Source organism: Phenylobacterium sp. (assembly GCF_035309685.1).
Taxonomy (GTDB): Bacteria; Pseudomonadota; Alphaproteobacteria; order Caulobacterales; family Caulobacteraceae; genus Phenylobacterium.
This window is the reverse complement of sequence record NZ_DATGEX010000040.1, coordinates 14,829-28,172: the sequence shown is the minus strand read 5'-3', so window position 1 is coordinate 28,172 and position 13,344 is coordinate 14,829. Positions and strand designations below refer to the sequence as shown.

The following is a 13,344-nucleotide window of genomic DNA, read 5'->3' as shown; positions in this document are numbered from 1 at the left end:
CATCTTCCCAGGCCTAGCTTCTGGCCGAAATGACATTGATCCCTCGAAATACGCCATAGGCCCGATCCATGACCCGCCGCGTCGCCGTCGTCGTCTTCCCCGAGTTCCAGATCATCGACGCCACCGGTCCGATCGGGGCCCTGGAGGTCGCCAACCGCGTCTCGCCCGGCGCCTATGAGCTCGACCTGCTGTCGGCGTCCGGCGGCGAGGTGGCGAGCTCGGCCGGGGTGAAGATGGTCACCGAGCCGTTCAACGACCGCGCCTACGACACCATCCTGGTCTCGGGCGGTGTCGGCACCCGCCACTTCGCCGACCGCGCGCCGGACGCGGCCTGGATACGCCGCCGCGCGGGCGACGTGCGCCGCGTCGCCAGCGTCTGCTCCGGCGCCTATGTGCTGGCCGAGGCCGGCCTGCTGGACGGCAAGCGCGCCACGACCCACTGGAGCCGCTCCGACGATTTCGCGCGGCGCTATCCGAAGATCCGCATGGACGCGGACCGCATCTTCGTGCGCGAGGGCGAGGTCTGGACATCGGCCGGGATCACCGCCGGGATCGATCTCGCGCTCGCGCTGATCGAGGACGACCTGGGGCGCGACGTGGCGCGGCATACGGCCCAGCAGCTGGTGGTGCCGCTGCGTCGGCCCGGCGGGCAGTCGCAGTTCTCGGCGCTCCTGGAGATGGGCGGACCCAGCGGGCGGTTCGCCGAGCTGATGGACTGGATGCGCGAGCGGCTGTCAGAGCCGCTGAACGTCGAACGCCTGGCCGACCGCGCGGCGATGAGCCCGCGCCACTTCGCCCGCGCCTTCACCGCCGAGACCGGGGTCACGCCCGCCAAGGCCGTCGAGCGGCTGCGCCTGGAGGCGGCGCGCGTGCGGGTCGAGGCGGGGCACGAGCCCATCGACCGGGTGGCGCTGAGCGCCGGCTTCCGCGATCCGGAGCGAATGCGCCGCGCCTTCCTGCGCGCGTTCGGCCAGCCGCCGCAGGCGCTCCGCAGGGCCGCCAGAGCCTAGGAGGCGGCGGCTTCCGCCGGCTGGCCGGCCGGTTCGGCGAGCTTGGGGGCGTCGGCCGGCTTGGAGGCCGCCTTGGCGGCCGTGTCCGTGGCCTGGCCGGTCGGGGCGAGCGCCACGGCCGAGGCCTTCTCCAGGACCGGCGGCGCCACGCGCGGCGCCGGGACCGGCAGGCTCACATAGGTGGCGCGCTCGGGGATGGGGTTCAGCGGCGCGTGCGGGTTCAGCCGGTAGAAGACGTGCAGGCCGACCTGGGCGACGCGCAGCATCTGCGGCCCCCAGTCGGGCCGGACGCTGGTGGTGTGGAAGTGGGTCGCCCCGCCGATGTCGGCCAGGACACGCCCGGAGAGCGCGCGTTCGGCCACCTGGCGGGCGCGGTCCCAGGCGTCGGTCTCAAGGCCGTGACGCATGGAACCGTCGCAGGCGAAGCTGAACTGGCAGCCGTGGCTGGCCGCGCCTTGGAAGACCACGCCGCAGACGGTCTTCGGGAACGAGGGGCTCGCGACCCGGTTCATCACCACCTGGGCCACGGCCGCCTGGCCGCGCGCGGTCTCGCCGCGGGCCTCGAAATAGACCGCCTGGGTCAGGCAATCGAGCTGGCGCGCGCCCTCCAGCGCCGAGACGCGGTGACCGGCGGCCTGGCGCTCGCCCATCGCCAGGGGCCAGCCCTGGCCGGAGACGCTGTCGTTGGCGCGGGGATCGTCGGCGGCGAACTGGTCGTGCGCGCGGGCCAGCTTCAGCGCCGCCGGATCGAGGCGATCCATTTCGCGCTGCAACATGGTTTCCGACAGGCCGCCGTCGGCCGCTTGCGCGATCCGAACGGCCCGATGGTGGTCGGAAATGGCCTGGGCCATACCGCCGGTAAGATAGATGACGCCCAGAGCCAGGCCGAAGCCGGAACCCATCAAAGCGGCGCTCAACAGCCCACGGCTCACGCCGTTGGCCTGCGTTCCTACTGTCAAAACAAACGTGTCCTGAACGACGAGGGCGAACTGCCCCCCGACATTGTCGCCGCGATCGCCCCTGCTCGTGCTGGCAGTGACCGCTGGCTGGGCCTGCCCGGGACTCGGTGGGGGCAGGCGACGGCAAATGGTGAAGGAGGTATGAACAAATTCCGTCCGGTTGGCAAGTCTATATTGCGCCGCAACATGAAATCGAAGACGCCGAGCGCCTTAACCTTGAGTTGTTCCCTTCTGAGCCGGCGAAGTTCAAAGCCGCAAAACACGGGCCATCTCAGGCTTTGCGGCCGCGCCGCGAATCGCGGCCGGAACCACAGGCGCCGCCGTCCCGTTTGCTTCGCCGATCAACGCTCGATTGGAGAGACAACCATGCGCAAGACGCTCAGCCTGCTCGTTCTCGCCGGCGCCCTCGTCGGCCTCGGCGCCTGCAGCAGCACCACCGAAGAGAAGGCTGGGGCCGGCGCGGTCGCCGGCGCGGTCGTCGGCGGTCCGGTGGGCGCGGCGGTCGGCGGCGCGGCGGGCGCGGTGGCCGGCCACGTGCAGGAAGACGCCGACAAGCCGCACAGCTGACGCTTCGACAGCCGACGCCGCGCGTTTTGCTCAGCCAAGGACTGGCGTCCGAAGCTTGGCCACATACGTATGGACTCCTGACGGGAACGGGAGCGCGTACTCACGTGCGCCATATTCTGATCGCGCTCGCCGCGCTGGCGGTCAGTGTGCTGGTGCTGGCCAATGCCCCTCACGGGCTCTAGGGCGCGGACTTTAGGGCCCGGCTCCTAGGCCGCCTGCAGCCCGGCGTCATGCCACTGCCGCCAGCGACGGCCCTCGATCAAGACCCGCACGGCCATTCCGACGATCGTCAGCCCGATGCCGACGCGCATCCCCAGGTCGCAGTTGGCCTGCAGGATCGCCATGGCGTGCGGCGGAATGGTCTGGGAGCTGACCACCAGCCAATGGCCGGCGCGCAGGATCCCGGCCAGGATGCCGATGCCGATCAGGTAGCGGCCGGCCAGGAGCGCGGCGTTGGCGGTGATCCAGCCGGGCCGGGCCAGCACGATCAGGTTCGCCGCCGCCTCCAGCACATAGTAGCCCAGGATCGGCCAGTGCCAGGCCGTCCAGACCGGCGCCATCTGGATGCTCAGCCCACCGGGATAGGACGGAACCCAGTCGCGGAAGTGGATGAAGCCGCTCCACCACAGGACGAACACCACGTCCGCGGCGATCTCGGCGGCGACCTCGAAGCGCGAACGCTGCTTGATCGCCGGCGGCAGGTTGCGGGGCTTCCACTTCTGCAGGAAGGCGGTCTTGCCGAACCGCTCGAAGCCCATGAAGGCGAGCGTGATCATCCCGAACAGATAGACGCCCACATACCAGATCGAGGGGACGCTGCGGTTGAACTCGGCCGGCGTCTTGCCGGTCAGCGCCCCGATGGCGACCAGCACCAGATAGACGCCGGCGACGATCGACAGCATGACCTTCACCGCCGCCCACCAGAACGGATAGACCTCCGGCCCGATCAGGTGCTGCGCCTTGCGGTAGCGGGCGGCGACTTCCAGCGGATGGCCGAACCCGATCAGCAGGGCCTCGAACTCGGCGCGGTCCAGCGGGCGGCCGCGCTCGGCCTCCTGCTCCTCGACACGCGACAGCAGCAGGTCGCGCAGCTCGGCCTTGATGTCCGGGGCCTGTTTGGACGGCAGGTTGCGGCCGACCGCGGCCAGGTAGCGTTCGATGAGATCCATCACGATCCCCCCTTGAGAATGTCGGAGATCGAGGCGTTGAGCTGCGCCCACTCCTCGACCAGGCGGGCGAGCACGGCGCGCCCCTCGGGCGACAGGCGGTAGAAGCGCTTGTTGCGCTTCTCCTCCTCGCGCCATTCGCTGGTCAGCAGCCCCTGGGTCTCCAGACGCCGCAGCATCGGATAGAGCGCGCCTTCGTCGATCTCGACGCCGGCCTCGGCCAGCGCCTTGCGCAGCGTGTAGCCGTAGTGCTCGCGGCGCAGGTGGCCCAGCACCGCCAGGATCAGCGATCCGCGGCGCAGCTCCAGTCGCAGGGCTTCGAACAGCTCGGTTTCCGTCGGCATGCTGTGCGTCATATACTGTGTGACACATACTGTCCAGCACATAGCATGGCGTCGCCGCCAACGACGGCTTTGGTTTACGTCGTAAGCGGTGCTACGGTCGCCGAAACGGGAGGGATTTCTAAGATGCGTGGATTGCTTATCGCCGCCGCCGTGACGGCCGCCGCGGCGCTCGCGCCGCTCGCGGCGCAGGCGGCTCCGGCCAAGAAGCCCGTGCATGCCGCGGCCCTGAAGCTCGAGGACCACTACGCGACCAACAACGGGGTCAAGATCCACTACGTCGCCGAGGGTCATGGGCCGCTGGTGGTGATGGTCCACGGCTACCCCGACTACTGGGCGACCTGGAAGCCCTTGATGGCGACGCTGGCGGCCGACGGCTATCGCGCCGTGGCCATGGACAACCGCGGCTACAACCTCTCCGACAAGCCGCAGGGCGAGGCCGCCTACGCCATGCCGAACCTGGTCGGCGACGTGGCCGCCGTGATCGGCGCCGAGGGCCAGACGTCGACCATCCTGATCGGCCACGACTGGGGCGCGTCGATCGCCTGGAACACCACCTTCGCCAAGCCCGAGCTGGTCAGCAAGCTGGTGATCATGGCCGTGCCGCACCCGGCCGGGCTGGCCCGCGAGATGGCTGTCAACAAGGCCCAGCAGGCCGGCTCCAACTACGCCCGCAACTTCCAGAAGGAAGGCTCGGAGAAGAACCTGACCGCCGAGGGCCTGGCCCGCTGGGTGCAGGACCCCAAGGAGAAGCCCGGCTACATCGAGGCGTTCAAGCGCTCGGACTTCGGGGCGATGATGAACTATTACCGCGCCAACTATCCCAAGGGCGTCGGCGAGACCGCCGCCCCGCCGCCCGCGACCCCGCCGGTGACCGTGCCGGTGCTGGTGATCCACGGCATGAAGGACACCGCGCTCAACGCCGCCGGCCACAACGGCACCTGGGACCACGTCACCGCCGACACCACCATCCTGATGATCCCCACCGCCGGCCATTTCGTGCAGCACGACGCCGAGGCCTTGGTGAACCGGACCGTGAAGGACTGGCTGGACGCGCGGCGCTGAGCCATTGCGCGGCGCCGCGGGCTGTGGTGAAAATCACATCCGTAAATCACAGGGGCGCGACATGGACCTGAACCGACGGGCCTCGCTGGCCGGAATGCTGGCGCTGGCCGCCGCGCCCGCCCTCGCCAAGCCGGCGAAGGTCGCCAGGGCGGCCTCCCCCTGGGCGGACGTGGACGCCAAGGCCCAGGCGATGATCGCCGGCAAGCTGACGCCGGGCCTGCAGGTCTGCGTGCGCAGGAAGGGCGCGGTGGTGTTCTCCAAGGGCTTCGGCGCGGCCAATCTGGAAACCGCCACGCCGATGACGCCGGCCAGCGTCTGCCGCATCGGCTCGATCACCAAGCAGTTCACCGCCAGCGCGATCCTGCTGCTGGCCCAGGACGGCAAGCTCAGCCTGGACGACAGCCTGGGCGTCTACCTGCCCGACTTCCCCAACGCCTCGAAGCTGCGCATCCGGCGGATGCTCAGCCACACCTCAGGCCTGGGCAACTACACCCAGATCAATCCCCTGCAGTTCCTGCAGATGACCCGCACCGACCGGTCAGCCTCGGAGCTGGTCAAGGCGATGGCAGAGGCCAGCCCGACGCTGGCCTATGAGCCCGGCACCGACTGGCGCTACTCCAACACCGCCTTCGTCCTGCTGGGCGCGGTGATCGAGGCGGTCAGCAGCCAGAGCTACGCCGACGTCTTCCAGCAACGGCTGCTCACGCCCAACGGCCTCACCCACACCGCCGTCGACAACGCCGCCCGCGTCGTGCCGAACCGCGCGTCCGGCTATTCCAGCGCGCGGGTGGGCGCGAGCGGTTTCGACAACGCCTCGTTCATCGGCATGAGCTGGCCGGGCGCCGCGGGCAACCTGCGCTCGACGTGCGAGGACCTCTGCGCCTGGCATGGGGCGCTGCTGGGCGGCAAGGTGCTGCAGGCCGACAGCCTGAAGGCCATGCTGACGCCGGTGCGGCTCAACGACGGAAACCTGCCGATGGGCGGGCCGCCCGGCAAGCGCGCGCCCGTCTACTACGGCTTCGGGATCGGCCTCGATCCGCGCGACGGCAAGCCCAGCGTCTCCCACAACGGCGGCATCCAGGGCTTCGCCTCGCACCTGGAGACCCTGACCGACGAGCAGATCACCATCGCCACGGTCATGAACACCGACGGCGGCCCGTTCGCGCCCAAGGCGTTGGCCACCGCGCCCGGCGAGCTGGAAGCGGCGATCCGCAAGGCCGCCCGCGCCCTCTGACTGCTGCCAACCTCATGTCAGCAACCGCGCGCCAGAGCGTCGCGGAGGGTGGCGTCGCGCGGGTAGAAAACCTACCTTGGGACCATGTCCCAGGCCCCCACGACTCCCGGCGTCGCCGACATGTCGGGCTCGTTCGACTACGACGAGCAGACCATGCCGATGCTGTGGAAGCCGCACCGGCCGTCGCGGCCCGCCAAGTCGGAAGGCGGCAAGCTCTTCAAGCTGGTCAGCGACTATGAGCCGGCCGGCGACCAGCTGAGCGCGATCCCGGAACTCGTGGCGGGCGTCAACGCGCGCGAGCACGACCAGGTGCTGCTGGGCGTCACCGGCTCGGGCAAGACCTTCACCATGGCCAAGATCATCGAGCAGACCCAGCGTCCGGCCCTGATCCTGGCCCCCAACAAGACCCTGGCCGCCCAGCTCTACAGCGAATTCAAGAGCTTCTTCCCGGAGAACGCGGTCGAGTTCTTCGTCTCCTACTACGACTACTACCAGCCCGAGGCCTATGTGCCGCGGACCGACACGTTCATCGAGAAGGACTCCTCGCGGAACGAGCAGATCGACCGCATGCGCCACTCGGCGACCCGGGCGATCCTGGAGCGCGACGACGTGATCGTGGTGGCGTCCGTCTCCTGCATCTACGGCATCGGCTCGGTCGAGACCTACACGGCCATGACCTTCACGCTGGAGCCCGGCCAGAAGCTCGACGAGAAGCAGCTGATGAGCGACCTGGTCGCCCAGCAGTACAAGCGCAACGACCAGGCCTTCGAGCGCGGCACCTTCCGCCGCCGCGGCGACACCATCGAGATCTTCCCGGCCCACTACGACGACCGCGCCTGGCGCATCAGCCTGTTCGGCGACGAGATCGAGACGATCACCGAGTTCGACCCGCTCACCGGCAAGAAGACCGCCGACCTCAAGGGCGTGAAGATCTACGCCAACTCCCACTATGTGACGCCCAGGCCGACGCTCAACCAGGCCATCGGCCGGATCAAGGAGGAGCTCAAGGAGCGCCTCGACTGGATGGTCGCCGAGGGCAAGCTGCTGGAAGCCCAGCGGCTGGAACAGCGCACCACCTTCGACATGGAGATGATCCAGGCCACCGGGTCCTGCGCCGGCATCGAGAACTACAGCCGCTACCTCACCGGCCGCCGGCCGGGCGAGCCGCCGCCGACCTTCTTCGAATACATCCCGGAAAACGCGCTCTTGTTCGTCGACGAGAGCCACCAGACGGTGCCGCAGATCGGCGGCATGTACCGGGGCGACTACCGCCGCAAGTTCACCCTCGCCGAATACGGCTTCCGCCTGCCGTCGGCGATCGACAACCGCCCGCTCAAGTTCGAGGAGTGGGACGCCATGCGGCCGGACACGGTGCACGTCTCGGCGACGCCCGGCCCCTGGGAGATGGACCGCACCGGAGGCGTCTTCACCGAGCAGGTGATCCGCCCGACCGGCCTCATCGACCCGCCGGTGGAGATCAAGCCGGTCTCCAAGGACGGCTTTTCCCAGGTCGACGACGTCATCGACCAGGTCCGCCAGGTCGCCGCCCAGGGCTACCGCTCGCTGATCACCGTGCTCACCAAGAAGATGGCCGAGGACCTCACCGAGTACATGCACGAGCAGGGCCTGCGGGTCCGCTACATGCACTCCGACGTCGACACCCTGGAGCGCATCGAGATCATCCGGGACCTTAGGCTCGGCGCCTTCGACGCATTGGTCGGCATCAACCTGCTGCGCGAGGGCCTCGACATCCCCGAGTGCGGCCTGGTCGCCATCCTGGACGCCGACAAGGAAGGCTTCCTGCGCTCGGAGACCAGCCTGATCCAGACCATCGGCCGCGCGGCGCGCAACGTCGACGGCCGGGTGATCCTCTACGCCGACAGCATCACCGGCTCGATGGAACGCGCCATGGCCGAGACCAAGCGCCGCCGCGAGAAGCAGGAAGAGTACAACGCCGCCCACGGCATCACGCCGGCCAGCATCAAGAGCAGCATCAAGGACATCCTGGCGAGCCCCTACGAGAAGGACCGCGTCACCGTGCCGGTGGGCGTCGCCGAGGACGGCTCCAAGCCGTTCCTGGGCGACAACTTCAAGGCCACCCTGCGCGACCTGGAGGGCCGCATGCGCGCCGCCGCGTCCAACCTGGAGTTCGAGGAGGCCGCCCGCCTGCGCGACGAGATCAAGCGGCTGAAGATGCTCGACCTGGAGTTCGCCAACGACATCCTCACCGCCCAGGGCGAGGACGTGGACCGGGGCGCGGTCAAGCGCCTCAAGGCCGAAGCCAAGGCGGAAGCCGACGAGCGCTTCCGCAAGGCCCGGCTGGGGAAGCGGCGCTAAGCCCACCACAACTCAGGACGGCCAAAGTTGGGTCCGTCGCAGTGTTCCGCGCGCGCGTGTAGGCCGTTCCACGAACCGCAAGAACGAACTCTTCCCCGAGGCTCCGCGGCAGCGGAGGCTCAGTCTTTTGAACACCAAGACCACCAAGGGCGCGAAGACCACGAAGACGCCCAGCCTGTCCCGGCGCCGTAACCTTCGCCGACCTCTTCGTGATCTTCGTGGTCTTTGAGGCCTTCGTGTCCCCTTGGTGTTCTTGGCGATCTTGGTGGTTCGAACTGACTGAGCCTCCGCTGGCGCGGAGTCTCGGGGTCCCAGTCCCCTACAATTCAACCTGTCAAAGATCTTGAGTTCGCGTTTTGTTCAGGGTAAGGTGCGGCTGGACGAATGTCCAGGATTCTCGCCGCCGCGCTGGCGAACGCGGGTATTCAGCCCGCGCAATCTGAGTCATCCTCCCCGCACGCTGTTTGCAACCGGGGGGAACGCAGGATGGCCGAAGCGACCATGGGCGCCCGCGCAGGGATCAGCCCGCGCAAATTCTACATGATGATCGCCTGGACCTGCCTGGCCGTAGCGGTGCTGGGCTTCATGCCGACCTATTTCCTGCCGCTGGCGCAGAGCAAGTTCGACGCGCCGCCGATCGTCCACATCCACGGCCTGGTGATGTTCTCCTGGGTCGCCTTCTTCGTCGTCCAGGCCTCCCTGGTCTCGCGCGGCAACCTGCTCGCGCACCGCGCCTGGGGCGTGGTCGGGGTCTCGATCATCACCGCCATGGTGTTCATCGTCACCGCGGTGGTCAGCATGCGGGTGCGCCAGGTGTCGCAGCCGGGCGTGCCGGCCGCCATCACAGAGGGGACCAAGGCCTTCTCCTGGGTGACCATGGGCACGCTCTTCCTGGTCGTGCCGGCGTTCGTCGCCGCCATCGCCAACATCAAGCGGCCGGAGATCCACAAGCGGCTGATCCTGCTGATCACCGTCGCCATGCTGGCCGCGCCCATCGCCCGCTGGTTCCTGACCTTCCTGGCCCCGCCGCCCGACCCCAACGCCCCGCCGCTCCCGGCCGGCGTGGTCCCGGCCCCGCCGGTGCAGGTCGCCATCGCGCCCGCCCTGGTCGGCGACATCATCCTCCTGATCGCCATGACCTACGACTGGCGCACCCGCGGCCGCCCGCACCCCGTCTACCTGATCGGCGGCGCCATCCTGCTGATCCAGCAGGTGACCGTGGTGCAGGTGGGGCACTCAGCGGCGTGGGAGGCGGTGGCGACGTGGATCGGGAAGATGGCGGGGTAGCGGACAACGGCTCATTTGATACCGCAGATAGACGGGAACCGACTTTTCTCTATTGCCTTTATGATGTCTGGTATCATATGATGCCATCACGGATTTTGGAGAGGCACAATGATAACCTCCTGGCATAGGGGCGGCGGGCTTGGCCGTATCAAAAGATATCCGCCAGCAGCTCGCTCTGCTGGCGCGCTCTAGGGGAACGCGCGGTTCTATCTCTACCCAAAAAATGCCGTGCAAGTGGTCGCCGCTGGGCATCACTCAGCCCGGCACTAGCTTCCCATTCACTGACGATTCCGCCTGGACCTACGTCGCCGACGCCATCGACGCCGGCTGCGAGATCGCGACCATTGCGCTCGACAACCCCCCGGGGAAGATCGGCTACGTGATGTTGCTTGCAAGCGCCAACACAACGCCCATCTACGTCAAGCTACAATTGTTAAGTGGTCGAGTGCTTGGGCGAAGCTTCCATTACAGCGAATACACCGTATGGACGGAACCTACACAGAAAACAGAATGCTAAATTCGCCGCCTAACAACCAGCCAATCAGCAGCAAGCGTTGCGATATTTGCGGCGAAGGGACGGCGTCAGCCTCGCTTGTGGACCAAGAATTCCAGTACGGCGAGGGAGAAGACGCCGCGATCCTTAAGGCGCGGGTAGTCATGTGGTCTTGCGACGAGTGCGGCGAACAGTTCACCGAGGGTGACGCCGAAATCGCGCGGCATGATGCGGTTTGCGCGCACCTCGGCAGATTGAATCCCGCCGAGCTTCGTACAATCCGCGAATATTTGGGCTACAGCCAAGACGCTTGGGCGAATTTTACGAAGATCGGTGTCGCCTCAATCAAGAGATGGGAGACCGGCGGACAAATTCAAAACCCCGCGCTCGACCAATATATTAGGCTTTTGCAAAACCCTGAGGCCTACAAAATATTGCTCGGGCATAGCGTCTCGCCGTCGCAAGCAACCCCGCAATTTAGGACGCCTCTCACCGAGGGAGTACGTCAAAGGGCCAGGCTATTCGAACTCAGGCTTGAGCACGAAAAATAGAAGACGATGTTCATCACGTCATTTTATTCTTTCAAAGGTGGCGTCGGTCGGACGATGGCGCTGCTCAACACCGCCGTCTTTTTGGCCTCAAAAGGCCGCCGGGTTCTGGTCGTCGACTTTGATCTTGAAGCGCCGAGCTTACCCACATACGCGTCGTTGGGATGTGCACAAGGAACCCCGGGCGTCGTAGATTTCATCGCGAAATTTAAAGACACAAATTCGGCCCCAGACGTCTCAGAATACATCGCCCAATGTGACCTGGATGAAGCAGCGCTCTGGGTCATGCCAGCGGGCAGCGCAACAGAGTCTTATGGAATGCGCCTCCAGGCCATCGATTGGGCTGATCTATACCAAAATCACAACGGCTTCCTTTTGATGGAAGATCTCAAAGAGCAATGGCGCGCTCTAGATTTCGATTATGTTTTGATTGACAGCCGAACCGGCCACACTGACGTAGGCGGAATCTGCACGAGGCAGCTTCCCGATCTTGTCGTTGTTATGTTTGTTCCCAATGAACAAAATATTTCCGGCCTGGAAGAGGTCGTGGAGGGGATACGCTCAGAGCGGAGCCGAACAGGCGGCAAAGACATTTCTCTTCTGTTTTGTCCATCGAACGTGCCCGATCTGGATGACGAGAAAGGCATTCTCAAACTGCTTCTAGAGGACGCGAGTCGCCGCTTAAAATTCAACGCACCAGCTACAATAATCCATCACTATCCGAGTTTGGATTTGCTCGTCCAAAAGCCTTTCGTCAGTTACCGGCCAAACGCAAAATTATCTCATGAATATAGGGAGCTAGGATCCGCGGTACTGGCATCAAATCTCGATGACCGAGATGGCGCACTCATCAACATTAGGCGCGTGCTCAAGGAACTGCGAAATCCAGATTTTCGAGCCACGCCGTGGCGCCTTGGCGAATTCGCGAGCGTCACGTCTGCGGTTCGTCAATTCCACCTGAAGGATGCCGAGATCGCATATGAGCTCTCTCGTATTTTCTCGATCTTGGGCGATATGGAGGGGGAGCTAGATGCGCTTTCGATTGCGATCGAAGGCGGAGTCATGGTCGAGGAGTGCCTCCGCCGGAGGGGCGCGATACTCCTGCAGATAGGGCGTCGCGAAGAAGGCGTCCGCGATCTTCAAGAAGTGATCAGTCGAAGCGGCGCAAGTTCAATCGACGTGCTTCATGCTGCGGAGACCCTTCGTTCGGTTAGCAAAGACTGGGTGTCGGCGGTGGAGGACTCGCCGGCGGTGCGGAATCTCGACAGCGCATCCAAAAACTCGATTATCGACCTGCTTCTATCTAGCAAGAAGGGCTTGTCCAGAGCTATAGATCTCGCAGAAGAGATAATTGTAGATAAAACCACTACTCGTTTCGTTAGAACTTCGGCGAGAGTAAGCTTATCTCTGGCTTTGATTTCTTACGGCGAATTCAAGAAAGCTCTCAGCGTAATCGGAGTAAGCTTTAAGGACATCGTCAGAGGTGGGGTAGATGTTGTTGATCAGTTCAATTTTGCGATGGCCTCGTGGGGTGACAACGGAGAACCACCCGTAGAAATTTTTGATTTGATCGCGCGGGCCGCCTCGCCGAGCCGAGTGAACGATCCCAACTACAATCAATGCCTCGCCATGGCGAATTTCGTTTCTGGAAACACCGAAAAGGGATTTGAATTTATTCAAGCTGCGAGAGACGCGATGGAATCCTCGGGTAGGCCATTTAGTTGCTGGCGGTATCTCTACGCTACTCATCAAGCATTTTTGGCTGATTTGAATGCAATGGAACTCCAAGCGGAGAAGGGAAGAATTCAACCTCCGGTTCTCAAGGCTCGAAGAATAACGCGCTAGAGTTCAGATTTCGGGATGTTGAATGAGTTGATCTGGAAGCGCTCTGATTCCTTGATTCTCACGGCTGCCTCTCCCCTAGTGCGGCGTCATCATCATCGCGTCGGCGGGTTTGCCGGACTGGGCCTGGGCGGCGTTCAGGCCCTGGCGGTCCATCTGGCGGCGGCGTTCGGCTTCGGCCTGGGTCATGCAGACGCGGGTAGACAGCCGGCTGCCGGGCAGTTGCTCGGAATGGCACACCAGCGCGTTGGGGTCGGAGACCTTGGCGGTCGGGGCCTTGGCCGTGGCGGGCGGCGCGGCGCTGGGCGGCGTCGCGGCCGGCTCGGCCGCCGCCAGGATCGCGCCCGCGAGCATTGCGGCCAGCATCGGTCCCTCCTTCGCCTAGGCGCCAAACTCGGTTGGCGCCGCCAGTCTTGCTGGCGAATTCAAGCCCATAAAACCCGTCATCCCGGCCGCAGCGCCAGCGGAGAGCCGGGACCCAGGGGTTCAGGCTGT

General features: G+C 65.4%; 13 protein-coding genes. 9 read left to right on the top strand and 4 right to left on the bottom strand.

Going from position 1 to position 13,344, the window contains the following annotated elements:
- Positions 1 to 68 precede the first annotated feature (68 nt).
- A complete protein-coding gene (locus VKQ35_RS12675) occupies positions 69 to 1,010 on the top strand; it encodes a GlxA family transcriptional regulator (RefSeq protein ID WP_324362114.1) in 942 nt (313 codons plus the stop codon).
- On the opposite strand, the gene VKQ35_RS12670 is transcribed toward VKQ35_RS12675, so the two are convergent.
- Positions 1,007 to 1,927, bottom strand: a complete 921-nt coding sequence (locus tag VKQ35_RS12670) for a cell wall hydrolase (protein ID WP_324362112.1) — start codon at positions 1,925 to 1,927, stop codon at positions 1,007 to 1,009. The two genes, VKQ35_RS12675 and VKQ35_RS12670, sit on opposite strands and share 4 nt — an antisense overlap.
- 408 nt (positions 1,928 to 2,335) lie before the next feature.
- Between VKQ35_RS12670 and VKQ35_RS12665 the strand changes: the two genes are divergently transcribed.
- On the top strand, positions 2,336 to 2,536 hold the full coding sequence (locus VKQ35_RS12665) for a hypothetical protein (RefSeq protein WP_324362110.1): 201 nt from the start codon (positions 2,336 to 2,338) through the stop codon (positions 2,534 to 2,536).
- Positions 2,537 to 2,742: 206 nt separating this feature from the next.
- Here VKQ35_RS12665 and VKQ35_RS12660 read toward each other — a convergent pair whose 3' ends face one another.
- Both VKQ35_RS12660 and VKQ35_RS12655 read right to left on the bottom strand, forming a co-directional pair.
- On the bottom strand, positions 2,743 to 3,705 hold the full coding sequence (locus tag VKQ35_RS12660) for a hypothetical protein (protein ID WP_324362108.1): 963 nt from the start codon (positions 3,703 to 3,705) through the stop codon (positions 2,743 to 2,745).
- On the bottom strand, positions 3,705 to 4,046 hold the full coding sequence (locus VKQ35_RS12655; protein WP_324362106.1) for a PadR family transcriptional regulator: 342 nt from the start codon (positions 4,044 to 4,046) through the stop codon (positions 3,705 to 3,707). Before VKQ35_RS12655 ends, VKQ35_RS12660 begins: the two co-directional genes overlap by 1 nt.
- Before the next feature lie 123 nt (positions 4,047 to 4,169).
- Between VKQ35_RS12655 and VKQ35_RS12650 the strand changes: the two genes are divergently transcribed.
- The 7 genes from VKQ35_RS12650 to VKQ35_RS12620 all read left to right on the top strand — a co-directional run bounded on the left by VKQ35_RS12650 (position 4,170) and on the right by VKQ35_RS12620 (position 12,852).
- Complete coding sequence (locus VKQ35_RS12650; protein WP_324362105.1) at positions 4,170 to 5,108, top strand: alpha/beta hydrolase; 939 nt, start codon at positions 4,170 to 4,172, stop codon at positions 5,106 to 5,108.
- A gap of 61 nt (positions 5,109 to 5,169) precedes the next feature.
- On the top strand, positions 5,170 to 6,342 hold the full coding sequence (locus VKQ35_RS12645; RefSeq protein WP_324362103.1) for a serine hydrolase domain-containing protein: 1,173 nt from the start codon (positions 5,170 to 5,172) through the stop codon (positions 6,340 to 6,342).
- Positions 6,343 to 6,426: 84 nt separating this feature from the next.
- Positions 6,427 to 8,679, top strand: coding sequence for an excinuclease ABC subunit UvrB (gene uvrB, locus VKQ35_RS12640; protein ID WP_414692338.1), 2,253 nt, complete (start codon positions 6,427 to 6,429; stop codon positions 8,677 to 8,679).
- A gap of 486 nt (positions 8,680 to 9,165) precedes the next feature.
- Positions 9,166 to 9,966, top strand: a complete 801-nt coding sequence (locus VKQ35_RS12635; protein ID WP_324362101.1) for a hypothetical protein — start codon at positions 9,166 to 9,168, stop codon at positions 9,964 to 9,966.
- Between the two features lie 139 nt (positions 9,967 to 10,105).
- Entirely contained in the window at positions 10,106 to 10,483 is a 378-nt protein-coding gene (locus VKQ35_RS12630; protein WP_324362099.1) for a hypothetical protein, read from the top strand.
- Positions 10,450 to 11,010 (top strand): type II TA system antitoxin MqsA family protein, encoded by a 561-nt coding sequence (locus VKQ35_RS12625; RefSeq protein ID WP_324362097.1) that lies wholly within the window; start codon positions 10,450 to 10,452, stop codon positions 11,008 to 11,010. Before VKQ35_RS12630 ends, VKQ35_RS12625 begins: the two co-directional genes overlap by 34 nt.
- Before the next feature lie 6 nt (positions 11,011 to 11,016).
- A complete protein-coding gene (locus VKQ35_RS12620; protein WP_324362095.1) occupies positions 11,017 to 12,852 on the top strand; it encodes a ParA family protein in 1,836 nt (611 codons plus the stop codon).
- A gap of 75 nt (positions 12,853 to 12,927) precedes the next feature.
- Here VKQ35_RS12620 and VKQ35_RS12615 read toward each other — a convergent pair whose 3' ends face one another.
- Positions 12,928 to 13,215 carry a hypothetical protein gene (locus VKQ35_RS12615; RefSeq protein ID WP_324362256.1) on the bottom strand — a complete coding sequence of 96 codons (288 nt, stop codon included), beginning with the start codon at positions 13,213 to 13,215 and terminating at the stop codon, positions 12,928 to 12,930.
- Positions 13,216 to 13,344: the final 129 nt, after the last annotated feature.